At 71.8% G+C, this 23481-nt stretch carries 22 protein-coding genes; 12 read left to right on the top strand and 10 right to left on the bottom strand.

The window, feature by feature from the left end; all coding sequences use genetic code 11:
• The first annotated feature begins 34 nt into the window (after positions 1-34).
• From FB559_RS43350 to FB559_RS43340, 3 genes are all read left to right on the top strand, one after another.
• Entirely contained in the window at positions 35-376 is a 342-nt protein-coding gene (locus tag FB559_RS43350) for a DUF5713 family protein (protein ID WP_141964039.1), read from the top strand.
• Positions 377-453: 77 nt separating this feature from the next.
• The gene (locus tag FB559_RS43345) at positions 454-924 is read left to right on the top strand and encodes a hypothetical protein (protein ID WP_141964037.1); all 471 of its coding nucleotides are present in this window, start codon (positions 454-456) and stop codon (positions 922-924) included.
• A 467-nt stretch (positions 925-1391) separates the two neighbouring features.
• Positions 1392-2828 (top strand): FAD/NAD(P)-binding protein, encoded by a 1437-nt coding sequence (locus FB559_RS43340; RefSeq protein WP_185792768.1) that lies wholly within the window; start codon positions 1392-1394, stop codon positions 2826-2828.
• Positions 2829-2842: 14 nt separating this feature from the next.
• On the opposite strand, the gene FB559_RS43335 is transcribed toward FB559_RS43340, so the two are convergent.
• Both FB559_RS43335 and FB559_RS43330 read right to left on the bottom strand, forming a co-directional pair.
• The gene (locus tag FB559_RS43335; protein ID WP_141964033.1) at positions 2843-3067 is read right to left on the bottom strand and encodes a hypothetical protein; all 225 of its coding nucleotides are present in this window, start codon (positions 3065-3067) and stop codon (positions 2843-2845) included.
• Positions 3068-3110: 43 nt separating this feature from the next.
• Positions 3111-3614 carry a hypothetical protein gene (locus FB559_RS43330; protein ID WP_141964031.1) on the bottom strand — a complete coding sequence of 168 codons (504 nt, stop codon included), beginning with the start codon at positions 3612-3614 and terminating at the stop codon, positions 3111-3113.
• A 141-nt stretch (positions 3615-3755) separates the two neighbouring features.
• On the opposite strand from FB559_RS43330, the gene FB559_RS43325 reads away from it, so the two are divergent.
• Entirely contained in the window at positions 3756-4436 is a 681-nt protein-coding gene (locus tag FB559_RS43325; RefSeq protein WP_141964030.1) for a pyridoxine/pyridoxamine 5'-phosphate oxidase, read from the top strand.
• A gap of 78 nt (positions 4437-4514) precedes the next feature.
• On the opposite strand, the gene FB559_RS43320 is transcribed toward FB559_RS43325, so the two are convergent.
• Genes FB559_RS43320 through FB559_RS43305 form a run of 4 tightly spaced genes read right to left on the bottom strand, consistent with a single transcriptional unit; the run spans position 4515 to position 10118 of the window.
• Complete coding sequence (locus FB559_RS43320) at positions 4515-6284, bottom strand: ABC transporter ATP-binding protein (protein ID WP_246122944.1); 1770 nt, start codon at positions 6282-6284, stop codon at positions 4515-4517.
• On the bottom strand, positions 6281-7957 hold the full coding sequence (locus FB559_RS43315) for an ABC transporter ATP-binding protein (protein ID WP_246122943.1): 1677 nt from the start codon (positions 7955-7957) through the stop codon (positions 6281-6283). Before FB559_RS43315 ends, FB559_RS43320 begins: the two co-directional genes overlap by 4 nt.
• Positions 7958-7992: 35 nt before the next feature.
• Positions 7993-9183 carry an ArgE/DapE family deacylase gene (locus tag FB559_RS43310; RefSeq protein ID WP_141964028.1) on the bottom strand — a complete coding sequence of 397 codons (1191 nt, stop codon included), beginning with the start codon at positions 9181-9183 and terminating at the stop codon, positions 7993-7995.
• Positions 9180-10118, bottom strand: coding sequence for a methionyl-tRNA formyltransferase (locus tag FB559_RS43305; RefSeq protein ID WP_141964026.1), 939 nt, complete (start codon positions 10116-10118; stop codon positions 9180-9182). Before FB559_RS43305 ends, FB559_RS43310 begins: the two co-directional genes overlap by 4 nt.
• Before the next feature lie 94 nt (positions 10119-10212).
• Here FB559_RS43305 and FB559_RS43300 point away from each other — a divergent pair, with 94 nt between their 5' ends.
• Entirely contained in the window at positions 10213-11511 is a 1299-nt protein-coding gene (locus FB559_RS43300; protein ID WP_141964024.1) for a lysine N(6)-hydroxylase/L-ornithine N(5)-oxygenase family protein, read from the top strand.
• Between the two features lie 28 nt (positions 11512-11539).
• Here the strand turns inward: FB559_RS43300 and FB559_RS43295 are convergent, their stop codons facing one another.
• Positions 11540-12259 carry an SDR family oxidoreductase gene (locus FB559_RS43295; protein ID WP_141964022.1) on the bottom strand — a complete coding sequence of 240 codons (720 nt, stop codon included), beginning with the start codon at positions 12257-12259 and terminating at the stop codon, positions 11540-11542.
• Between the two features lie 78 nt (positions 12260-12337).
• Between FB559_RS43295 and FB559_RS43290 the strand changes: the two genes are divergently transcribed.
• Both FB559_RS43290 and FB559_RS43285 read left to right on the top strand, forming a co-directional pair.
• Positions 12338-12817, top strand: a complete 480-nt coding sequence (locus tag FB559_RS43290; protein ID WP_141964020.1) for a winged helix-turn-helix transcriptional regulator — start codon at positions 12338-12340, stop codon at positions 12815-12817.
• 304 nt (positions 12818-13121) lie between these two features.
• Positions 13122-14504, top strand: a complete 1383-nt coding sequence (locus FB559_RS43285) for a WS/DGAT/MGAT family O-acyltransferase (protein ID WP_221640753.1) — start codon at positions 13122-13124, stop codon at positions 14502-14504.
• A gap of 13 nt (positions 14505-14517) precedes the next feature.
• Here FB559_RS43285 and FB559_RS43280 read toward each other — a convergent pair whose 3' ends face one another.
• Together FB559_RS43280 and FB559_RS43275 are read right to left on the bottom strand one after the other, a co-directional pair.
• Positions 14518-15192 carry a response regulator transcription factor gene (locus FB559_RS43280; protein WP_141964016.1) on the bottom strand — a complete coding sequence of 225 codons (675 nt, stop codon included), beginning with the start codon at positions 15190-15192 and terminating at the stop codon, positions 14518-14520.
• Positions 15193-15229: 37 nt separating this feature from the next.
• Positions 15230-15709, bottom strand: coding sequence for a hypothetical protein (locus FB559_RS43275; RefSeq protein WP_141964014.1), 480 nt, complete (start codon positions 15707-15709; stop codon positions 15230-15232).
• 58 nt (positions 15710-15767) lie between these two features.
• On the opposite strand from FB559_RS43275, the gene FB559_RS43270 reads away from it, so the two are divergent.
• Positions 15768-17105, top strand: a complete 1338-nt coding sequence (locus tag FB559_RS43270) for an ATP-binding protein (protein WP_141964012.1) — start codon at positions 15768-15770, stop codon at positions 17103-17105.
• Between the two features lie 9 nt (positions 17106-17114).
• Here the strand turns inward: FB559_RS43270 and FB559_RS43265 are convergent, their stop codons facing one another.
• Positions 17115-18212, bottom strand: a complete 1098-nt coding sequence (locus FB559_RS43265; RefSeq protein ID WP_141964010.1) for a LacI family DNA-binding transcriptional regulator — start codon at positions 18210-18212, stop codon at positions 17115-17117.
• 136 nt (positions 18213-18348) lie between these two features.
• Here FB559_RS43265 and FB559_RS43260 point away from each other — a divergent pair, with 136 nt between their 5' ends.
• From FB559_RS43260 to FB559_RS43245, 4 genes are all read left to right on the top strand, one after another.
• A complete protein-coding gene (locus FB559_RS43260) occupies positions 18349-19209 on the top strand; it encodes an ABC transporter permease (RefSeq protein WP_141964008.1) in 861 nt (286 codons plus the stop codon).
• A gap of 12 nt (positions 19210-19221) precedes the next feature.
• The gene (locus FB559_RS43255) at positions 19222-20238 is read left to right on the top strand and encodes an ABC transporter substrate-binding protein (protein WP_141964006.1); all 1017 of its coding nucleotides are present in this window, start codon (positions 19222-19224) and stop codon (positions 20236-20238) included.
• 8 nt (positions 20239-20246) lie between these two features.
• Entirely contained in the window at positions 20247-21065 is an 819-nt protein-coding gene (locus tag FB559_RS43250) for an ABC transporter ATP-binding protein (RefSeq protein WP_246122942.1), read from the top strand.
• A 221-nt stretch (positions 21066-21286) separates the two neighbouring features.
• Positions 21287-23359 carry a PQQ-dependent sugar dehydrogenase gene (locus tag FB559_RS43245; protein WP_141964002.1) on the top strand — a complete coding sequence of 691 codons (2073 nt, stop codon included), beginning with the start codon at positions 21287-21289 and terminating at the stop codon, positions 23357-23359.
• Positions 23360-23481 lie beyond the last annotated feature (122 nt).

Below are 23481 nucleotides of genomic sequence, written 5' to 3'. Positions count from 1 at the left end.
ATCGACACGAGTCCCGGCGAGTAGGGGAGGCAGGGTGACGGTGACGAACCAGCAGGTCGTCGACCATTCGTTTCTGACGGAGATGTACGCGGACGGGTACTACCCGGATCACGTCGTCTGCAAGGGAGAGGCGATCCTGCGGAGGCTGTGCGAGCGGATCGAGGCCGAGCGGCCGGCGGATCTGGCCGCGCTGTACGTGCTGACCGAGGCCGCGACGGAGGAGTTCAACGCGCTGGAGGCGGAGTTCGAGGCGGCCGACAGCGAGATCGAGACCGTGGCGCGCGAGGTGATCTCGGGGGACTTCTGGTTCGTCGCCTCGGCGTACGGCTTCCCTGAGGCGGACGTCGAGGAGCTGGTCGCCACCCGCGACTGGTGACACGACCGGCAAAACGATCGGCGACGCCCGCGCGGGTCGGCGGGACAGCGGTGTGCGGGGTGCTCGATGATGTGCCCATGCGTCTCGTCACGATCATGACCATTGCCGCACTCGCGGCGACCTCGGCCTGCGGTTCGTCGAATGGCCACACGGCGGGTTCGGCCGCCGCCGCACGGACGAAGTCGCCGGCAGCGACCGCGAGTACGCCGGCGGCCAAGGTCAACATTCCCGGTTTCTCCGGCCCGGCCGAGCCCTCCCACGGGGGGGTCACGCACCTGTACGGCCGGTGTCTGCACTCGTGGTACACCAAGGCGGGCTCAGGCACGAGCGTGCACGTCGAGTATCCGGGCCGGGCGGCCGTCAGCGTCGACCTGACCATCACGAACGAGTCGGAGCCGCCACCGGAGGCGCACCAGCAGTTCACCATGGCCAAGGGCCAGCGGGTCCGCAACCTGCACTTTCCCGCGATCCCGCACGCCGGCTACCCCCAGATCACCGTCACCGCGGGGCAGCAGACGATGACCTGCGAAGCAGCCCCCAAGCACTAGGTGTACTCACCCGAAGTCCCCGCCCCTGGCGAGGTGTCCGGGCGGCGCGTCGCAAGGCGGAGGAGGGAGTCGGCCTGATGTCGGCCGGCGACTGACGACAACGCGGCAAGGCGTCGTCTGGGCGTCTCGCGGTAGGACGGCGGGACTTCGGATGAGGCCGCAGACGGCGGACCATCGGCGCACCGGCCACCCGCGCCGCGCCACCCGCGCCGCGCCACCCGCGCCGCGCCACCCGCGCCGCGCTACCCGCGCCGCGCTACCCGCGCCGCGCTACCCGCGCCGCGCTACCCGCGCCGCGCTACCCGCGCCGCGCTGCGCCGGGAGGGGCCGTGCCCGCCGATCAGTACGGGCCGGCCCAGGATCCGGTGACGTCTCGCAGCAGGATGTCCCGGCCCCTTGGGAGTCTTCATCAGCGATACACAAGTTATCCACAAAACCTGTCGGGATTACCGGCTACCCTCGCAAGGGTGAGTGACTCTTCGGCTCGCCGTGAGGACATACCGTCCGTAGTGATCGTCGGGGGTGGCGCGAGCGGCACCCTGACCGCGGTGCACCTGATCCGCGGCGCGCAGGCGCGCGGGCGGTCGCTGCAGGTCGTGCTGGTCGACCGGGACGGGCGCCACGGGCTCGGGCAGGCGTACGCGACGACCGATCCTCATCACCTTCTCAACGCCGGCGCCGCGAAGATGAGCGCCCTGGCCGATGATCCGGACCACCTGCTGCGCTGGGCGCGCGGGCAGGGCCTGAACCCCGCCGGTTCCGACTTCCTCCCGCGCTGCGCGTACGGGCGTTACCTGCGGGAGCTCCTCGACGGCTGCGCACGCCGGCTGCCACACGGCGGGCGTTTCACGCGGCTCACGGCGACCGTCACCTCACTCACCACGGCGGCGCCGGGACGGCCACTGCGGCTCCGGCTGTCGAACGGAGACCGGCTCGACGCGGACGCCGTGGTGCTGGCCACCGGCAACCGCCCGCCCGGGCGGTGGCCGCGCATCGAGGCCGGGCCCCGTTATGTCGCGGATCCATGGGGTCCTGGCGCACTGACCGAGATCTGTGACGGCAGTCCCGTCCTGGTGATCGGCACCGGTCTGACCATGGTGGACCTGGCGACCACGGCGACCCGGGCGAACAAGGACACGGTCGTGTACGCGATCTCCCGGCACGGCCTGCTACCGCGCCGGCACCGATGTCCTGCCTCGCCCCCGGCCGAGATTTCCCTGCCCGTCGGCGAGGTCCGCCTCGCCGAGCTGCTGGGGACGGTTCGCACTGCGATCAAGAGCAATGGCGGTGACTGGCATGGGGTCATCGACGGTCTGCGCCCCCACGTCCCTCAGCTGTGGGCGCGGCTCAGCATCGATGACCGGCGGCGTTTTCTGGCCTCGGTGGCCAGGTACTGGGAGGTTCACCGGCACCGGATTCCGCCGGCGACGGCCGCCCAGATCGCGGGCCTTCGGGCCGCGGGCCGTCTCAAGGTGCTGCGTGGTCGCCTCGTCGAAGCGACGGCGGGCCGTGACGAGATGAGGGTTCGCGTCGACGTCGACGGTGTCGGCCGGGAGCTCCGTGTCGGCTGGCTGGTCAACGGCACGGGTCCGGCCGCCGAGATCACCGAGGATCCCTTTCTGGGCGGTCTGGTCGACTCGGGTCTGGTCCGGCCGGATCCGCTGCGACTCGGCCTGGACGCGGAGGGGGACGGCGCGGTCCTGGACGCCGTGGGACGGCGGCACGACCGGATCTTCGCGCTCGGGCCGACGCTGCGCGGCGTACGGTACGAGACGACGGCGATACCCGAGATCCGCGCCCAGGCCGCGGCGCTGGTCCGGCCGCTCCTCGAGACGATCGCCGCCGGCGACCCGTCCCACCACGCCTCGGCCCGCACGGCCGGAAGGCCGGCGGCCATCGCGTGACACCTCGCCGGCGGTCAGGGGTGGCCGCAGGGCGGGACGGTGTGGTTCCAGTGCAGGACGGTGAGAGGGCCGCGGCTGGAGGGATGATGAATGCTTTCAGCGGTGATGTGGTACTCGGTGGTTCCGTCGGCAGGTGGCGGCAGCGGGACGGTGACCAGGCCGATGTCCTGGTCGATGTGGGTGACTTTGCCGTGGCAGGGCCCGCCGAGACAGATCGCGTTGGCGGGTGAGGGTCGCATCGGGATGCCTCTGTGAGGGAGCGGGTGTGACGTCGGGGGCCGATCAGGGTTCCCGCGGGGGCGCCGGATCCGGCGCCCGGGGTCTCTCCGGGGCGGCGAAGAACGCGCGGCTCTCGGCCACGTACCAGTCGCCGGCGCCGGCCAGCCGGAGGGCGACGTGGCGGATCATTGGCCAGGTCCCGTCATGCAGGTCGAGCACGATGTCGGCGTCGTGTTCGGCGTCCTGGCTCGCCGGCTGGGAGGTACGGAGCCAGATGGTGACGTCCCACGCCCCTGCTGCCGGGTGCCCGTCGGCGAGGGTGAGCGTCCCGGGCATCTCGGGTACGGGGGCGTCGCAGGCCACGCGGGTGCAGGGGCGTCCGGCGGCCTCCAGGCGAACGGCGAGCCGATCGGCCACCGTGGCGTGGGCGCGCTCGCCGTCGACCACCACGCGCGCGGCATCGGAGGGGACCATGCCGGCGAGAGTGCTCAGCACCTCCTCCCAGCGGTCGACCTGCTCCTCGGTCATCGCCTGCCATGGAGGTATCGCCGTGACGCCGCTCGTCATATCCATCATCATGCAGAAGCGAGTCCGAATCGCCTAATGGCATCGCAGATACGAGGCCACCGACCCGGGCGAGCGTCCGGCGGCCACCCGCCGGCGTGGCAGGATCGAAACGACCTGTCTGTCCCGGAGAGGAACGACGTCATGGCCGATGAACCCCAGGCGGGCAGCACCTCGATGCGGGATCTGCTGCGCGGTCTGCCGGTGTTCGCCGCGGATCTACCGGAGTTCGACGCCGATGCCGCCCCTGAGGAGCCGGTGTCCCTGTTCGCGGAGTGGCTGACCGGCGCACTTGAGGCCAAGGTGCCCGAGCCGCACGCGATGACCGTGTCCACGGCCGACGGCGGTGGCCATCCGTCGGCGCGGATTCTGATCTGCAAGGACGTCGACGCGGACGGCCGCTGGTACTTCGCCGCGAACGACACCAGCCGCAAGGGCCGTGACCTGGCGGCCAACCCGTACGCCGCGTTGACCTTCTACTGGCCGCCGCAGGGCCGCCAGATCCGCGTCCGCGGTCCCGTACGCGCCACCGGAGCCGACCGCAGCGCGGCCGACTTCCTGGCCCGGTCCCCGGGCTCGCGCGCCGAGGCGCTCACCGGCCGGCAGTCCGATGTCCTGGACGACCCGGCCGAGCTGGAGGCGGCCGTCCGGTCCGCTCAGGAGCGGCTCGCCGCGGACCCGGAGCTGGTCGCCCCCGGGTGGACCCTCTACGCCGTGACCGCCGACGAGGTGGAGTTCTGGCAGGCCGACCAGGACCGCCGCCACACGCGCCTGCGTTACACACGCGACGGGGCGCGCTGGACCCGTCACCGCCTCTGGCCCTGACCGAGCCGTACAGGGGGACGACAGGCCCGAGGGCGTGTCTGGCGAATTCTCGTCGCACGACCCGGTAAGCCGGGCGTGTCAGCGCTGGCTCGACCAGGCCGACCACAGAGCGGCGTACCGGCCGCCGGCGGCCACCAGTTCGGCGTGCGTGCCCGACTCCGCGACGCGGCCCTCGGACAGGACGACGACGCGGTCGGCCGTCGCGGCCTGGGTGAGGCGGTGTGCGACGACCAGCGCGGTGCGGCCCTCCAGCGCGGCCGAGGCCGCCGCCTCCAGCACGCGTGCGCCCGCGCTACCCGCCTCGGCGGTGGCCTCGTCGAGGACGACGACCGGCGGATCGGCCAGTACCAGCCGGGCGAAGGCGAGCTGCTGTGCCTGGGCGATGGTCAGGGCGTGGCCGCCGTCGCCGACCTCGGCCTCCAACCCGGACGGGAGGCGTTCGGCCCAGCCGAGCGCCCCCACGAGGTCGAGGGCCGACCGCAGCTCGGCGTCGGCCGCCTCGGGTGCGGCCAGGCGCAGGTCCTCGGCAAGCGTTCCGGCGAAGACGTGGACCTCCTGGGTCACCAGGACGACGTCCGTGCCGGCCGCCGGCGGGGCTCCGCCGACGCGTACCGAGCCCGTGGCGGGCCGGTGCACACCGGCGATCAGCTTGGCCAGCGTGGTCTTTCCCGCGCCGCTCGCCCCCACCAGCGCGACCCGCTGCCCGGGGGCGACGTCGAGCGTGACGTCGTGCAGTACGGGGTGTCCCTCGACGTACGCGTGACCCAGCGCGCTCGCCGCGATCGACGCGTCGCGCGGCGTGGCCGCCGCGGCGCCGGGCGGTTCGGACAGGTCGGCGACGCCCACCAGGCGGGTCAGCCCGGCCGCCGCGGCCTGGGCGTCGTCCACCAGTGACAGGGCGACGTTGATCGGGCCGAAGAGGCCGTGGAAGTACAGCGCTGCGGCCGTCGCGGTGCCGGCCGTCGCCGCCCCGTCGCGGACCAGGACGAACCCGACGACGAGGACCGCGAAGAGCCCGAGGTACTCCCCGACGTGCAGCCGGCTGTAGAAGCGTGTCTGCAGGGAGACGCCGCGCAGCAGCAGATCGACGGCCGCGCGGGACCTCCGCTCCACCCGGTCGAGATGGCGTTCGGTGAGCCGGAACGCCCGTACGGTGCCGGCACCGTCGATCGCGCCGAGCAACTCCTGCTGCTGCGCCCCGACCGCGACCCGCTGCGCCGCGTACAGGGGCCCGGCCCGCCGTCCGTACCAGCGGACGGTGTACAGCTGCACGGGCACGGCGACCAGCGCCGCGAGCAGGAACCTCCAGTCGAGCACGGCCATCCCTGCCAGGGTCAGCCCGATGGTGAGCAGTGAGGTCACCATGGCCGGCATCGCCTCGCGCACCGCCTCGGCGATCACGGTGACGTCGCCGGTGACCCGTGAGGTGAGGTCGCCGGACCCGGCGCGCTCGAGCTGTTCGAGCGGCAGCCGCAGCGCGCGGGCCACGAAGCGTTCGCGCAGGCCGGCCAGTGCGCCCTCCCCGGCCCTGGCCAGTCGCGCGATCCCGGCGGCGGACAGTGCCCCTTCGACCAGGGCGGCCGCGACGAGCAGGATCGCGGGCCAGGTGACCGAGCCCGCGCCCCGCCGGTCGTCGACGAGGTCGACGATGTGCCCGATCAGCGGAGGCGCGAGCAGGCCGGCCAGCGTGCTCGCGACGAGGATCGTCAGCGCCGCGGCGATGGTCCAGGCGCGCGGCCGCAGCAGCCCGCCGACGGCGCGCAGCGTACGCCGACCGCTCGCGACCGGCAGCAGCTCCCGCGCCATCGTGTGCCCTCCGTCGGAGGCGTGACCGGATCGCTCGCTCATGACAGGACCGCCGTCCGGTAGAGGGGATGTTCGGCCACGAGCGAGGCGTGGTCGCCGTGCGCGGTGATCGTGCCCTCGTGCAGGAGGACCACCCGGTCGGTCGCGGCGAGGAGGGCCGGGCTCGTGGTGACCAGGATCGTCGTACGGTCGCGGCGGAGCGCGCGTACCCCCTCGGCGATGCCGGCCTCGGTGACGGTGTCGACGGCGGTCGTCGGATCGTGGACGACCAGCACCGGGGGATCGGCGGCGAGGGCGCGCGCCAGGGCCAGGCGCTGGCGCTGCCCGCCGGACAGGGACCGGCCCCGCTCGTCGAGCAGGGTGTCCAGTCCGTCCGGCAGTGTCGAGACGACCTCGTCGGCGCCGGCCGCGGCAAGGGCCGGGACCAGGTCGGTGCCGGGTGAGGCCGTGAGGTTGGCCCGTACCGTGCCGTCGAACAGGCGCGCGTCGTGCGAGGCGACGAGGATCGCGGCGCGCAGCTCGCCCGGATCCAGGCCGCTGAGCGGCACGCCGTCCAGCTCGACGGAGCCCTCCTCGGGATCGGCGGCGCGACCGAGGTAGGCCAGGAGCGCGGTGGCGGTGGCCGGGTCGGTCGTGACGACACCGACGAACTCCCCGGGCGCGATGTCCAGGTCGATTCCGCGCAGCCCCGGACCGGACAGACCGCGCAGCGCGATCTTCCCGGCGGCCGGACACGGGACGCAGAGCGGTCCGGGCGTCACGGCCGGGGGAGCGGACAGGATCGCCGCGATCCGCCTGGCCGACGCCCGGCCCTGTGCGAACTCGCCGTTCACCCAGGAGAAGGTGCCGAGCGGGGTGAGGAGGTACTGCGCGAGCCCGGCCGTGGAGACGAGCCGGCCGATGGTGATGTGGCCATCGGCGGCGAGCCGCCCGCCGACCAGGGCGATGAGGGCGAGGAACACGCCGTTCAGGGCGATCATGATGCCGTGGTAGCCGGCCTCGGCCCGTGCGGCCTTCACCGTGGCCCGCAACGACTCCTGGCTCGTACGCCGGTAGCGGCGTAGCGCGTTGCCCTCGGCGCCGAGCCCCTTCAGCACCCGGATGCCGGACACCAGGTCGGTCGCGACGCCGGAGGCACGCGCGGCGTGCTCCTGCTCGATCTCGCTGCGGTGCTCCAGCGGCTTGCCGAGCAGGTGCGACAGCCACAGCAGAGGCGGTGTGCCGAGCAGGACCAGCAGGCCGAGGGGGAGCGAGATCAGCAGCAGGAGGATCGCGGTCAGCGCGATCCCGGCGCAGGCGGAGATCCCCGCGGGGACGACCAGGTTGACCGCGCCGACCCGGCCGGCGTCCCCGGTGGCGATGTTCACCAGCGCGCCCGGAAGCCGCCCGGTCTCCGCGCCACCGCCGTGGTCGAGGACTCGCCGGGTCAGCGCGAGCCGCAGTCCGTGGGCCGCCTGCTCCGAGGCCCGTTCGGCGGCCCGGTCACCGAACCGGTAGCTGAAGCTGAGCCCGACGTAGACCACACCGAGGACGCCGAGCCACAGCGCGAGCGCGCCGGTGCCGCCGCCCACCGCCTGGTCGATCACCACGCCGATCACGAACGGGACGAGCGCCTCACCCGCCTGGTGGCCGGTGATCATCAGGGAGCTGAGCAGTACGTCACGGCGCTGCCCGGCGATGGCCTGGACCAGGACGGCTCGTCCTGTGAGTGACACGTGATACCTCCGGGGGAGCCGGTCAGGGGAGCCGGTCAGGCGCAGTGGCGTACGGCGAGGCGGGTGAGGGCGCGTGCCGCCTCGCGGACCTGGGAGAGCGGGACGTGTTCGCCGGGCGCGTGCGCGAGGTCCACGTCGCCGGGGCCGTACTGGACGGTGGGGATCCCGGCGGCGGTCAGCAGGCGAAGATCGCTGCCATAGGGGGCGGCCCACTGTTCGGCGCCCTGTGCCGCGTCCGTCATCGCCGCCACGAACGCCGCGTCGGTCGTACGGGCCGGGGCGAACTGACCGCCCCACCATTCGACCGTCACCGGGTGGCGCGCCAGCCACGGATCGGCGTCGCAGGCGCGTCCGACGGCCTCCTCCATGGCCCGGCGGGCCCGCTCCGGCGACTCGTCGAGAGCCACGCCGATGCGGCCCTCGGCGACGAGCTCGCCCGGCACCGAGGACGCCCAGTCACCCGCGCGGACCATCCCGATCTCCAGCGGGTACGCCAGGTCCCAGCGGGCGAACAGCGGGTCGGCGCCGGTGTTGCGGCGTGTCTCCAGCTCGCGGAGCGCGGTGAAGACCGGCAGGAACTTCTCGACCGCGCTGACGCCGCTCGCGCGCCGGGCGGCGTGCGCGGACAGGCCGGGCACCCGCAGCCGGAACGTGAGCGCACCGGCCGCGGCGGGCACGACCGCCAGCCCGGTCGGTTCGGGGATCACGCAGGCGTCGGCCCGCCAGCCCCGGTCGAGCAGCGCGTACGTGCCGAGCCCGCCGTCCTCCTCACCGACCACGCAGGCGACCACGACGTCGCCGCGCGGCCGGTCCCCGGCCAGCTCCTCGACCGCGGTGAGGGCCGCGACGAGCCCGCCCTTCATGTCGCACGAGCCGCGCCCGTACAGCCGGTCGCCCTCGACCCGCCCGCTGAACGGGTCGCCGCCCCAGGCAGGCGACGAGCCGGGCGGGACGACGTCGACGTGTGCGTTGAACATCAGCGAACGTCCGCCGCCGGTGCCGGGCAGCCGCCCGACCAGGCCCCAGGCGCGCGTACGTGGCGCCTCCATGCCGGGAAAGTCCGGCCGGCCGGTCAGCTCGTCCAGGTCGATCGGCCAGTGGTCCACCTCCAGGCCCGCGGCGCTCATCCAGCCGGCGAGGCGCTCCTGGATGAGCGTCTCTTCGGGGGAGCCGCCGACGCTCGGGATCCGGACGAGTTCGGCGAGCAGGGTGGCCGGGTCGTTCACCTGAGGTAGCCGCCCATGGTGGGGAAGTACTCGGTGGCGGGCAGCTCGGTGCCGTCCTGGGTGCGGACCCGCTCGATCCGCAGGCCGTGGCTGCGGCCGCGCCGTGCCTCGGCACCGGCGACGATGACGACGCCGTCGCCCTCGCGGATGAACACCCGGCCGGGTGTCCCGCCGTAGACACCGTCGGAGACCGAGGCCTTGACCACCCGTACGCGCTCGTCCCGGTAGTGGGTGAAGGCGTTCGGGTACGGGTCGGACAGGGCACGCACGAGGCGGTCGAGGTCCTCGGCGGGCCACGTCCAGTCGATGCGGTCGTCCTCGTCGGCGCGCTTGTGGAAGAAGCTGGCCTGGGAGCGGTCCTGTCTCGCCCACTCGGTCCTGCCGGACGCGATGAGCGCGAGCCCGTCGATCGTGATGGGCCCGAACAGCGCCAGGGTCTTGTGGAACAGGTCGGCGGTGGTGTCGCGGTCGCCGACCGGGACGGCCCGCTGCAGCACGATGTCGCCGGCGTCGAGCTCGTCGTTCATCATGTGCGCGGTCACGCCCACCTCCTTCTCCCCGTTGATGAGCGCCCAGATGAGCGGGGAGAAACCGGCGTACCTGGGGAGCAGCGCGTCGTGCACGTTGAGCGTGCCGTACGGGGGGAGGTCGAAGATCTGCGGTGGGATCCAGGTGCGCCAGTTGGTGGCGACGATCACATCCGGCTCGGCGTTCTTGAGCTCGGCGAGCAGGTCCTCATCGCCCGGCCGGTCGCGGATGAGAACGGGAACACCGTGGTCGGTGGCGAGGTCGGCGACGGAGTCGCTCCAGATCCGCTCGTAGGCGTGGTCGCTCTTCGGATGGGTGACGACGAGGACGACCTCGTGCTCGGAGTCGAGCAGGGCCTGCAGTGTGCGATGTCCCCAGGTCTGGTAGCCGAACATCACGACCCGCATGCGCGTTCTCCTCTGGACTTGGAATGTAGGTAAGCCTTACCTTCGTAAGGCTTGCCTAACCTACCCCCCGGAACGGCCACGCGAAAGGGTCCCCATGTCCAGCACCGCTGAGCACGTCCACGATCTGGTGGGCATCGGCTTCGGCCCCTCCAACCTGTCCCTGGCCATCGCGTTGAGGGAACAGGATGCCGAGCTGGACGCGGTCTTCCTGGAAAAGCAGCCGGCGTTCGGCTGGCATCGCGGGGCGCTCATCGAGGGCACCACGATGCAGGTGTCCTTCCTCAAGGACCTCGCGACGATGCGGAACCCCTCCAGTGAGTACAGCTTCCTCAACTACCTGCAGGACCGCGGGCGGCTGGCCGACTTCATCAACCACAAGACGATGTTCCCCTCGCGCGTGGAGTTCCACGACTACCTCGAATGGGCCGCGGCCCGCTTCGCCGGCCAGGTCGAGTACGGCGCGGAGGTCGTGGCGGTCCGTCCGGTATTCGCCGGCGACCAGGTCGTGGCCTGCGAGGTCGTGGTGCGTGACGCCACGGGGGACCTCGTCGCGCGGCGGGCACGCAACCTCGTCATCGCCACCGGCCTGGAGCCGGTGCTGCCGGCGTCGATGACGCTGGGCGAGCGGGTCTGGCACAGCTCCGAGCTGATGCGCCGGATCCCCGAGCTGAACGCCCCGAAGCGGCTGATCGTCCTGGGTGCGGGGCAGAGCGGCGCGGAGGTCACCGACCACCTGCACCAGACCTTCGCCGACGCGGAGATCTGCGCGGTCTTCGCCAAGTACGGGTACACGCCCGCCGACGACAGTTCCTTCGCCAACCGCATCTTCGACCCGGTGGCGGTCGACCACTTCTTCGCGGCTCCCGGCGACGTGAAACGGATGCTGCTGGACTACCACGGCTCGACCAACTACTCGGTCGTCGACCTGGACCTCATCGACGAGCTCTACCGGCGCGCCTACCAGGAAAGGGTCCGTGGCGCGGAACGCCTGCGGATCCTGAACGCCTCACGCCTGGTCGAGCTCACCGAGCGTCCGGACGGGGTCCGCGCGGTGGTGGAGTTCCTGCCGACCGGCGAGCGGACCGTCCTCGAGGCCGACGCGATCATCTGCGCCACCGGCTACCGCAGCCGCGACCCGCTGACCCTCCTGGGGGAGCTCACCGAGTACTGCGTCCGCGGGCCCGGCGGCGCCCCGGTGATCGACCGCGACTACCGCCTCGCCACGCCGGCCCATGTACGCTGCGGCATCTACGTCCAGGGCGCCACCGAGCAGACCCACGGTCTGAGCTCCACCCTGCTGTCCAACACGGCCGTCCGCGCGGGTGAGATCACCCGTTCCCTGACCGGCTCCGCGCTGCTTCCCGTCCCGTCCCTGGACGGCTCCCTCCGCTGACGCGGAAGCGGAGCCGTTCCCCTCCGGCTCAGGCGGTCTCCGACGCGAGCAGGTGCGGGTAGAGCAGCTCGAGCCCACCGGAGAGCGCGCTCCTCGTGCGCCGGCTGGCGTCGTCGGCCAGGACCTCGGGGAGCCGCGCCTGGACGGCGTCCAGCGCGGCGGCCGCGACGCCGGCGGGATCGACCTTGTTCGAGGCGTCGACATAGTCGGCCATGTCCGTGTCCATGTAGCCGACGTGGAGTGCCGTCACGTCGATGCCCGAAGGGGCGAGTTCCTGGCGGAGGACGTTGGTCAGGGCCAACTCGGCCGCCTTGGCCGCGCTGTAGCCGCCGTAATCGGGGAAGTGGGCCCAGGACAGCACGGACAGGACGTTGACGATGGCCCCGCCGCCGTTGCCGGCCAGTTTCGGGGCGAAGGCGCGGCTCACGCCGAGTGTGCCGAAGTAGTGAGTCTCCATCTCTCGCCTGATGTCGTCCAGGTCCCCGTCGCTCAGCCTCGCGTGAGTGCTGATGCCCGCGTTGTTGACCAGCAGCGTGACGTCCGAGGCGGTCGCGGCGGCCTCGGCGACGGAGGCCGGGTCGGTGATGTCCAGCCGGATCGGCACGACGCCGGGGAGGTCGACGGCCGAAGGGTTGCGGGCGGCTGCGTAGACCTTGGCGGCGCCACGGTTCAGCAGTTCGGCGGCGAAGTGACGTCCGAGGCCGCGGTTGGCGCCGGTGACGAGAGCGATCGAGTTCTTGATCTCCATGAGTGCCTCCACTCTGAGTTGGTTTCTCCAAGCTAGCTTACTAAGTTGGAATTGCCAACGCAGAGGTACGCTTGGCCCATGGAGACCGCAGGCCACGAGCTCGTCGACAACTCGTTGTGCTCCATCGCCCGTACGCTCGAGGTGGTGGGTGACAAGTGGACGCTGCTGGTCCTCAGGGAGGCGGCTCTGGGGGAGGAGGTCACGCGGTTCGCCGACTTCCGCAGCCGCCTCGGCATCGCCACGGACGTGCTGGCCGGCCGCCTGGGCGCCCTGGTGGAGGCCGGGATCATGGAGAAGCGTCCATACCAGGAGTCGGGCTCCCGTACCCGGTTCGGCTACCACCTGACGACGGCGGGCGAACAGCTGCGGCTGATCCTCGGTGCGTTGCAGCAGTGGGGCGACGACAACCGCCCGCCGGACGTCGGCCCCACCGTCGCGAGACGTTCGGCGGATCAGGACCGGCCCGTACGCGTCGCGTTCGTGGACGACACCGATGCGGTCGTACGGCTCGCAGACGTGAGGTTCACCCCCACCGCGGCCTATCCGTCCGGAGCCTGAGTCCGGTGAGGGCAGGGCCGCGCCGGCCGGAGCCGTTGCTCCGGCCGACGCGGCCCCTTTTCGGGCACGCCCATGTGACGTAGGGGACTGCCGCATGTACGTGCCCGGCTCGATGGCCGGCCACTGGGGCCGGTCCCGCCGGCGGGGATCCGGCGTTCATAAGGCCCACTCTGCATCCGGTCACGTGAGAAAGGCATGAAAGCGTCCCGGGGGTCGTATTCACCCCGCCGGGTCGGCGTCGTCGGCTGCGTACCCGGCGGGACTCCCGCCGCGCTCAACGGGGAAGACCGTCTAGATGCAGCGCATGAGCGGTATCGATGCCGGGATGTTCTTCGCCGAGAACGAGACGACGCCTCTGCAGATCGCCTCGGTGAGTGTCTTCGAGGGGCCGGCGCCGACGTACGGCGAGTTCATCCGGGCGGTGGTCGCCAGGCTGGTGCGGCTACCGAGGTTTCGTCAGCGGGTGCGCAGGGTTCCGCTGGACCTGGGCCGTCCGGTGTGGATCGACGACCCGCACTTCCAGTTGCTCTACCACGTGCGGCACACGGCCGTTCCGGCTCCCGGCGGGGCGGAGGAGCTGCGTAACCTCGCCGGGCGCGTGCTCGCGCACCGCCTGGACCTCAGCCGCCCGCTGTGGGAGACGTGGCTGGTCGAAGGCCTCATGGCGGACCAGTGGGCGATCATCAGCAAGGTGCATCACTGCATGGTCGACGGTGTCGGCGGCAGTGACCTGATGACCTCGCTGTTCGACCTCGGCCCCGAGGTGCCGGCCGCGCAGGCGCGGCACGCCGAGATACCGCTTCCGGAGGTCGAGCACCAGCCCTCCCGCCCGGCGCTCGCGCTCGGGGGCCTGATCGACACGACCGCCGAGCAGGTGCGGCAGGTGGCCCGCCTGCCGTGGGTGGCGCGCGACAGCACCGACGCCGCGACCGGTCGCTTCGTCCGTGGACTGCCCGGTTACGCCCGGCGGATCTTCTCCGGACGCGGCGCGCCGTCGCTGAACGGCCCGACGAGCCCGCATCGCCGCTGGTCATGGACGCAGGCGGATCTCACCGAGGCACGGCGTATCAGCGCGGCCTTCGGCGGGACCGTGAACGACGTGGTCCTGGCCGCGGTCGCCCGCGGCTTCCGTGACCTGCTCGCCGGCCGCGACGTGCTGGAGGCGGACACCGTCGTACGGACCATGGTCCCGGTCTCGGTACGGATGCCCGACGAACGGGGGACCCTCACGAACCGCCTGTCCGGCGTGATCGTGATCCTGCCGTGCGGCGAGCCCGACCCCGTCACCCGTCTGCGGCTGGTCCGCGAACAGTCCGAGGGCCTCAAGGCCGGCCGCCAGGCGGCCGGGCCGGAGATCCTCACCACGATGCTCGGCCTGGCGCCGAACTTCCTGGCGGTGGCGGCGCATGCCGCGTTGCGGATTCGGCAGCCGCTCATCCACACCATCACCACCAACGTGCCCGGCCCTGCCGTCCCCCTGTACGCCATGGGGCGAAGGCTGACGGCGATATACCCCTATGTCCCGTTGGCCGCCGGAATCCGGGTGTCGACCGGACTCGTCTCCTACCTGGACACGCTGTACTTCGGGGTCACCGGCGACTTCGACGCGATGCCCGACCTCGAAGTACTCGCGGGTGGCATCCGGCAGGGGTTCGACGAGCTCGCCAAGGCCGCGGCCCGGGTCTGAGGAACGCGGCCCGTCATCCGCCGGGCGTGATCCGGTAGCCGGCGCCGCGGACGGTCCGGATGGTGTCGCGGCCGAAGGGGCGGTCGACCTTGTCCCGCAGGTAACGCACGTAGACGTCGACGATGTTGGAGCCGCCCTCGTAGGCGAAGTCCCAGACATGGTCGATCAGATGGCTGCGGCTGAGCACCTCCCCGGGCCGGCCCATGAGCTCACGCAGGAGTTCGAACTCCTTGGGCGACAACCGGATGTCCGCGTCGCCGCGGCGTACCGAATGCGTGCTCGGGTCCAGCACCAGGTCGTCCACCCGCAGCACGGCCGGGCGTTCGAGGGGCTTGCGGCGGATCAGCGCGCGCAGCCGCGCGAAGAGCTCCTCGATCGCGAACGGCTTGACCAGGTAGTCGTCCGCGCCCGCGTCCAGACCGCCGATCCGGTCCGCCACCGTGTCGCGGGCGGTGAGCATGAGCACGGGCATCCAGCGGCTCCGCTCGCGCATCCGGCGGCACACCTCGAATCCGTCCGGAGCCGGGATCATCGCGTCGAGCACGACCACGTCGTAGTCGATCTCCAGCACGCTCCACATGGCGTCTTCGCCACCGGTCACCGCGTCGATCGAGTAGCCCTCCCTGCGCAGGCCGCGCAGGAGCATCGCAGCCATGCCCGGATCGTCCTCGACGAGGAGCAACCGCATACCGCAGATCTTATTACCGGGGCCCCGGTCGCCCGGCTCACGGGTCGTCTCCGGCCGCCCGGCACCGGATGTTGAGGATCTCGACCCGGGCCGAGAGCCGTGCGAGCCCGGCGTTCAGCTGCTCGGTCTGTTCGAGGATCTCCTCGTTCACGGCCAGGAACCGCCGCGCCGACTCGCGCTCGTGGAACGCCCGGTCGCGGGCGAGGCGGTCAAGACGGCGAGTCGCCATGAGCACCAGGGAGACGAAGGCCAGCGTGATGCCGGACACGAGCAGAGTGAGCACGACCACGGCGTCCGCGTGGCGGTCGTGCAGGTCCGTCAGCGTCACGCCGGCGGCCATCAGGACCAGGATCGCGGCAAGGGACGCCCAGGATCCCAGCAGGTCGCGGACCACCTCGGCGGCGCGCTCACCCCGGTCGGGCCGGGACTCGCCCCGGCCGGGGTACGGTCTCCCGCCGCGACGGGGCGCGTCCGGTGGCGGTGGCTCTCCGGTGAAGAAATACCGTGTCGGCCTCATAGGCCCAGGTTGCGGCGCCGCACATGAGAGGATCGTGAGTATGGGGAGGTGAGACCCCGTGCGACCGGTGCCGGGCTCGCTACGCGCCCGGTTGCTCCTGGTCTCCACGCTGGGCGCGTCCGCGGCGCTCGTACTCAGCCTCATCCTGCTCTACCTGATGCTCGTCCGGCAGCTGAACACCGCGCTCGATGACGACCTCGCGCAACGCGGACACGACCTGGCGACCGCCACCACCCAGGGAGATCTCGGCGCCGTCCAGCGCGACCCGCTGGCCCAGCTGTACGCGGGTGACGGCACGTTGATCGGCGGCTCGCCCTCGCTGGCCCGCGTACGGCTCCTCAGCGTCCCCGAGGTGCGATCCCTCACCGGAAGCGAACTCACGCACCGGTCGCTGCCCCAGGCGCGGGGGGACGAGCCCGCGCGCCAGCTCTCACGGCGGATCCCGCACGGCCGCGTCCTGGCCGTCGCGGTGTCGACCAGGACCGTACAGGCCGCCCGCGAACGCCTCGCGGTCGTGCTCTTCCTCGCCGCGCCCGCACTCATCGGTGTTCTGGCGGTCGTCGGCTGGCTCGTCATACGCGCCGCCCTGCGCCCCGTACGCCTGCTGACCCGCGAGGCGGCCGCGATAACGTCGCTCGACATCGGTCACCGGCTTCCCCGGGTCCCCGGCGATGACGAGATCGCGGAACTGGCCCGCACCTTGGACGGCATGCTCACCCGCCTGCGCGTGGCCGTCGAACGGGAGCGAGCGTTCGTCGACGACGCCAGCCACGAGCTCCGCACCCCGGTCGCCGTCCTGAGGGGACAGCTCGAGCTCGCCCTGGCCACGATCGATCACCCGGAGGAGGTGGAACGGTCGCTCCACGCCTCCCTCGCCGAGGTCGAACGGCTGACCGGGCTGACCGACGACCTCCTGCTCCTCGCACGTGAACGAGCCGGGACGCTGATCCTTCGCGCCGAGCCGATCGACCTGCTCGACCTGGCCGGCGCGGAGGCGCGACGCCTCGGACCGGCGCTCGGGCTCCGCGTCGAGGTCGCCGGCGAGCCCGCGGTCATCGACGGGGACGGCGAGCGCCTCCGCCAGGTCATCGGTAACCTGGCCGCCAACAGCGCCGCCGCGGCGGCCTCGGTCCTGCGGCTCACGATCACTCGCGGACCCGGGAGCGTCACGCTCGAAGCCGCGGACGACGGCCCCGGATTCCCGCCCGGCCTGCTGGACTCGGCCTTCGAGCGCTTCGCCCGCGGAGATCCCGCCCGGACCCGTGGCGCCTCGGGGGCGGGGCTGGGCCTGTCGATCGTCCTCGCCGTGACCGTCGCGCACGGCGGCTCCGTGGAGGCCGGCAACGGTGCCCCTCTGGGCGGCGCGGTGGTCACCGTCCGGCTGCCGGTCGGGTGACGGTGAGGCCTACCCGGGGACCGTGCGGGACGGGGCGGCGGTGCTGGCGCGGAGGACGACCTCGCCGGCGATCCGCTCGACGCGCCTGCGACTGCCGTGTGGCTCGCGCAGGGCGAGGTTCATCACGCGCTCGCCCATCTCGACGAGCGGAAGCGCGACGGTGGTGAGCGGGGGGACCAGGTCACCGACGATCGGGATGTCGTCGAAGCCGGCGAGGGAGATCTGGCCGGGCACGTCGACGCCGTGATCGCGGAAGGCCGCGAGCGCGCCGATCGCCATCACGTCCGTGACGGCGAACACACAGGTCGGGCGTGATCCGCGGCGGAGCAGCTCGGTGGCGGCCGCGTATCCGCCGTCGCGGGTGAACGCCTCCTCGATCACCAGGTCGTCCGCGAGGCGCACGCCGCCGTCGGCCAGTCCGTCGCGGAAGCCGCCGAGCCGGTCGGCGACGGTGGTGAGCGCGTGCGGCCCGGTCAGCACGGCGAAGTCACGGTGTCCGAGACCGGTGAGCGCGCGGGCGAGCGCGGCCGCCCCCTCACGATTCTCCGGCTGCACGGTGTCCACCTGCAGGCTGTGGTGGCGGCTGATGACCGCGACCCGGCCGCCGGCGCGGATGTAGGGCTCCAGCTCGGCGTTCATCGCGCGTGCCCAGTCGCGGTCCTCGAAGCCGGAGCCGATCAGCAGGATGGCGCGTGCACGCTGGGCGCGGAGCATCGCGGTGTACGCGACCTCGCGTGCGGGGTCGCGCGACGTGCTGGCCAGCATGACGAGCAGTCCGTGCTCGGCGGCGGCACGCGTGACACCACGGGCGATCGTGGCGAAGTACGGATCGCCGACGTCATGGCAGATCAGGCCGATGGCCTGGCTGGAGGCGCGGGCGAGGGCCTGCGCGTGGGCGTTCGGGGCGTAGGCGAGTGCGGCGGCGGCGGCGATCACGCGTTCTCGCAGGTCCGGCCGGACCTGCGTCGTTCCGTTGAGCACACGGGAGGCGGTCGCGAGGGAGACGTCCGCGCGCCGTGCGACGTCCTGCAGGGTGACGTGGGTGCGGTCGTGGCTCGTGCCGTCCCGAACGGACCTCCCGAGCCGGCCCGGTCGTTCGTCCCCCACTGCCCGCCCCCTCGGTCCGGCTCGTGGTGCGGCTCACGCCGGGATCGCCAAGCTCTTGACCGCGCCGTACGCCATCCATACCGTACAGCAGAAAGCGCTTTCTGAAGTGCTTTCCGAGCCTGAGCGCGGAGGGCCGATGGTGAGTCAGGGCACCACACTCAGTGGGTCGGTGGCCGGGGTGGCCGAACGCGAGAGGCTCGGACCGGGCGAGCGCGTCCGCGACGCCCTGGGTCGGTCGTGGCGGCCGGTCGCGCTGCTCCTCGCGTGTCTCGCCGCCTGGTGGGGGATCACCGTCTTACGGCTGGTCGAGCCGTACCTGGTCCCCTCGCCGGTGACGACGTTACGGGTGATGAGCGGCAAGCCGGGCTACCTCTGGCACCACACCTGGGTGACCACGTACGAGACGCTGCTCGGCCTGGGGATCGCCGTGGCCATCGGAGTCCTCGCCGCGGTGGTCATGGTCTACTCGACGGCCGTCGAGAGGACCCTCTACCCGGTCTTGCTGTTCGCCCAGGTCATACCGAAGATCGCGATCGCGCCGCTCTTCGTCGTGTGGCTGGGCTTCGGCATCGCCCCGAAGGTCGTCATCGCGGTGCTCATCGCGTTCTTCCCGGTGGTCATCTCGATGGTCACGGGCCTGAAGGCGGTGGACCCGGAGATGATCGAGCTCTCGGCCACGATGGGCGCCGGGCCGCTGCAGACCTTCGCCAAGATCCGGTTCCCGGCGTCGCTGCCCCACCTGTTCGCGGGGCTGAAGGTGGCGGTGACGCTCGCCGTCACGGGCGCCGTCGTGGGGGAGTTCGTCGGTGCCAACCAGGGCCTGGGATACGTGATCCTCCAGGCCAACGGGAACCTCGACACCCCGATGCTCTTCGCCGGGCTGCTCGTCATGTCGATGATCGGCGTCGTCCTCTTCGTCATCGTCGAGCTCGCCGAGAAGCTGCTGCTCCCGTGGCACGCCAGCCGCCGGGGCGACGCCGTCACCACCACCTACTGATGGAGCCTGGACATGAAACCCTCCCGACTCGCCTTAGTCCTCGTCCCGATCATGGCGCTCACCGCCGCCTGCGGAGGAGGTGGCGAGAAGACCAGGAGCGCCGGGGGCAGGGAGCTGGACAAGGTCACGCTTACGCTCAACTGGTACCCCTACGGTGAGCACGCCCCGTTCTACTACGGCCAGCAGCAGAAGATCTTCGAGAAGCACGGTCTCGACCTGCGGATCAACGCGGGGCAGGGTTCGCAGAAGACCGTGCAGGCGGTCGGCGCGGGCCATACCGACTTCGGCTGGGCGGACACCCCGGCGCTGCTCGCGGGTGTCGGCACGGGCCTGCCGGTCAAGAGCGTCGGCGTGTTCCTGCAGACGACACCGGCCTCCGTGCAGTCCTTCACGGCCCAGGGCATCAAGACGCCCGCCGACCTCAAGGGCAAGCGCATCGCGGGTACGGCCGGAGACGCGCTGTCGCGGACGTTCCCGGCGTTCCTCAAGAAGAACGGCATGAGCACCTCGGACGTACGGATCCAGAACACCGACCCGGTGGGCAAGATGTCCGCCGTGCTGTCCGGCCAGACCGACGGCCTGCTCGGCTTCGCCAACGACCAGGGCCCGACGATGCACACCAAGTCCGGACGGGCGATCTCCTACCTGCGCTTCGCCGACTTCGGCCTGAACTTCTACTCCAACGGCCTGCTGGTGGGCGATCGGACGCTGAAGAGCCGGTCCGGCCTGGTCAGGCGCATGGTCGCGGCGACGAGCGAGGCGTGGGCGGCGGCGGAGAAGGACCCCGCGGGAGCGGTCGCCGCCATGCAGGGGGCGTCCCAGCAGCTCCCGCCGCCCGCCGTTCTCACCGAGCAGTTCGCGACGACGCTGACGCTGCTGCACACCGACGCCACCAAGGGCAGGGCGCCCGGAGCCAACACCGAGGCCGACTGGCAGCGGACCATCGACCTGTTCGCCCAGACCGGGGTCATCGGCAAGGCACAGCCGCCGTCGGCGTACTGGGACGCGTCGCTGTCCCCGCAGGGATGAGCGGCCGGGTGGCGAGCGGGCCGGGGAGCGCGGAGCGCACGGCGGGGGTGAGCCGCGCCGGCACCGTCGAGATCGACGACGTGGACGTACGCTTCCGCACCCGGCGGAAGGACGTCACGGCGCTGCGGCAGGTGTCGTTCGACGTGGCCGAGGGCGAGTTCGTGGCCATCGTGGGACCGTCGGGCTGCGGGAAGTCGACGCTGCTGAAACTCGTGGCGGGGCTGCTGCGGCCGTCCTCCGGCAGCGTCCGGCTACGGGGCGAGGCGGTCACAGGCCCGCGGCACGACATCGGGTACGTCTTCCAGCGGGCCGCGCTCCTGGAGTGGCGCAGCGCCCGCCGCAACATCCTGCTGCAGGCCGAGATGCGCCACCTGCCCGCCGCGCGAGCGCGCGAGCGGACGGCGGAACTGATGGCGATGACCGGGCTGACCGGGTTCGAGGACGCCTATCCGCACGAACTGTCCGGAGGCATGCGGCAGCGGGTCTCACTGTGCCGGGCGCTCCTGCACGAACCACCGGTCCTGCTGATGGACGAGCCCTTCGGCGCACTCGACGCACTCACACGGGAGCAGCTGAACGTCGAGCTGAACCGCATCTGGAGGGAGACGCGTACGACTGTGCTGCTGGTCACGCACTCGGTCGCCGAGGCGGCCTACCTCGCCGACCGGGTCGTGGTCATGACCGAGCGGCCGGGCACGGTCGCCGAGGTCGTCGAGGTCGGGCCGTCCGAGGACCCGGACTACGCCACGACCGTGGCGCGGCCTGAGTTCGCCCGCGCCACCCGCCGCATCCGCGGGCTGCTCGGCGCGGCCCCGGCCGCGGACTGAGACGGCGCCTCGCGGCCGGACCGGAGCGGGCCGGCGACGCCGCGCTGGCCGCTACCGGACATGGCCGCGACAGGCTCTGGCCAGGCGTTCTGTCCGTCGTGCCCGGGTGCTGCCGGGCGGCGGACGTTGGTGCTTGACGCCCCACGGAACCTCTTCTACTTTTCGGGAAAGCGTTTCCAGAAAGCGCTTTCCGCCACTCCCTCGACCCCACGGGCAGCAGGATGACGAAGCTCAGATGGTGCCTTCTGACGATCGTCGCTGTTCTCGCGTCCCTCGTCTTATCACCGCAGACGGCCGCGCGAGCAGACGACCAGCCGATCACCGATCCGATCCCGGAGAACCCCATCACGACGGGCCTGGGACTCACCGTCGAGGAGTTCGCCTCGTTCCCCAAGTCCGAACCCATTCCGGCGCCGATCGACGCGCGCCTCATGCGCTGGGCCCGGATCAACTACATCGGCGAGGTTCCCGACGGCTCGGGCCGCATGTACGTGCCCGACCTCAACGGCAAGATGTACCTGGTCGACAACGGCACGCCACATGAGTACCTCGACGTCGGCGCGGCGTTCGCCCCGGAGTTCTTCTCCGGCCGCGGTCTGGGCCAGGGGTTCGGCATCGTGGCCTTCGACCCCGACTTCAAGCGGAACGGCAAGTTCTACACGGTCCACACCGAGTTGGCCTCCGCCACGGCGAAGGTCCCGGACCTGACACCGCAGCCGAACACCATCTACCACGGCGTCATCGACGAATGGACGGCGGACGACCCGTCCGCGGGCACCTTCCACGGCACCCGCCGGGAGGTGCTGAGGCTCGGGTTCGCCGGCCAGATCCACGGCATCCAGGAGATCGGCTTCAACCCGAACGCCAGGCGCGGCGACAAGGACTACGGCCTGCTCTACATCGCCGCCGGCGACGGCGGTCAGGGACAGGCCGCGGGCAACACCGATCCGCAGAACCTCGGCATCCCGCAGGGGAAGATCCTGCGGATCGACCCCCACGGCACGAACAGCGCCAACGGCAGGTACGGGATCCCGGCCACGAACCCGTTCGTCGGCAAGCCCGGTGACATCGGCGAGATCTACGCGTACGGCATGCGCGACCCGCACCGCTTCAGCTGGGACACCGGCGGGCAGCACCGGCTGTTGCTCGGGCACATCGGTGAGCACGCCATCGAGGGCGTGTGGGACGTCCGTGCGGGCGACAACCTCGGCTGGCCGAACCGGGAAGGGCCCTTCGTCTTCAACAAGGACGACCGGTGCGACCTCTACCCGCTGCCGGCCGACGACGCGAAGTACGGCTACGACTACCCGCTCGCCGCCTACGACCACGACCCGCCCGCCGACTGGACGTGCAACGCGGACGTCGGGCGCGCGATCTCCGGTGGCTACGTCTACCGAGGCCACAAGCTGCCCGAGCTCTACGGCAAGTACATCTTCGGTGACCTCGTCGACGGCAGCGTCCTCTACACGAACGAGCGCGAGATGCGCCGGGGCGGCCCGCGTGCCCCGATCTACCGGCTCATGGTCTTCGACAGGACGGGCAAGCGGGTGACGATGCAGGAGCTGGCCGGCGACAAGCGGGTCGACCTGCGCTTCGGCCGCGACAGCGAGGGGGAGCCCTTCTTGATCTCGAAGGCGAACGGCAAGATCTGGAAGGTCGTCGGCACGCGTCACTTCGCCGCCGGGCCCGTCGGCCACACGCGCGTCGCCCACACGGCCGGCGCGCGGAACTGGGCCCCCGTCACCCCGTCGAAGTGGACCTTCAAGGGTGGCCAGGTGATCCTTTCCGAGGCCGGTGTCGAACGCCCTGGCCCGCGCCGGCCCTTCGAGTACGCGGTGCTGACGAAGGGACCGGAGTACGGCAGCGAGCGGATCGACGCCGATGTCCGGATCGACACCCCCACCGACGTCAGCAACCGCGATGTGATCATCGTGTTCGGCTACCGGTCCGACACGGAGTTCTCCTACGTCCATCTGTCGCAGGACAACTCGATCTACCCGCACAACGGCATCTTCGTCGTGAACAACGCCGACCGGCTGCGGATCGAGGATCAGTGGGACCCGGTCCGCTCGCGCGGCGCCCCGCCCGCGATCACCGATACGAAGTGGCATCACGTCAGCGTCGTACGGCACGCCGACACGGGTGAGATCGCGGTGTACCTGGACCACGCGAAGAACCCGCTGATGACGGCCGTCGACAGGACCTTCACGTCCGGACGGGTCGGCTTCGGGTCGTTCGACAACATCGGCAGGGTTCGCAACTTCGAGGTCACCGGCACCGAGGTGAGCGGCTGACCGCGGGCGACGACCGCGGCCCGCGCCTACGGTGACGGCCGCGGTCGCGCCCTTTCGCGCCTTCCGGCGGCCACGGCCGGTCCATGGCCGGTCCGTGGCCGGTCCGTGGCCGCCGGGAACCC

The organism is Actinoallomurus bryophytorum (genome assembly GCF_006716425.1).
Taxonomy (GTDB): Bacteria; Actinomycetota; Actinomycetes; order Streptosporangiales; family Streptosporangiaceae; genus Actinoallomurus; species Actinoallomurus bryophytorum.
This window is presented reverse-complemented; position numbering and strand designations above follow the sequence as displayed.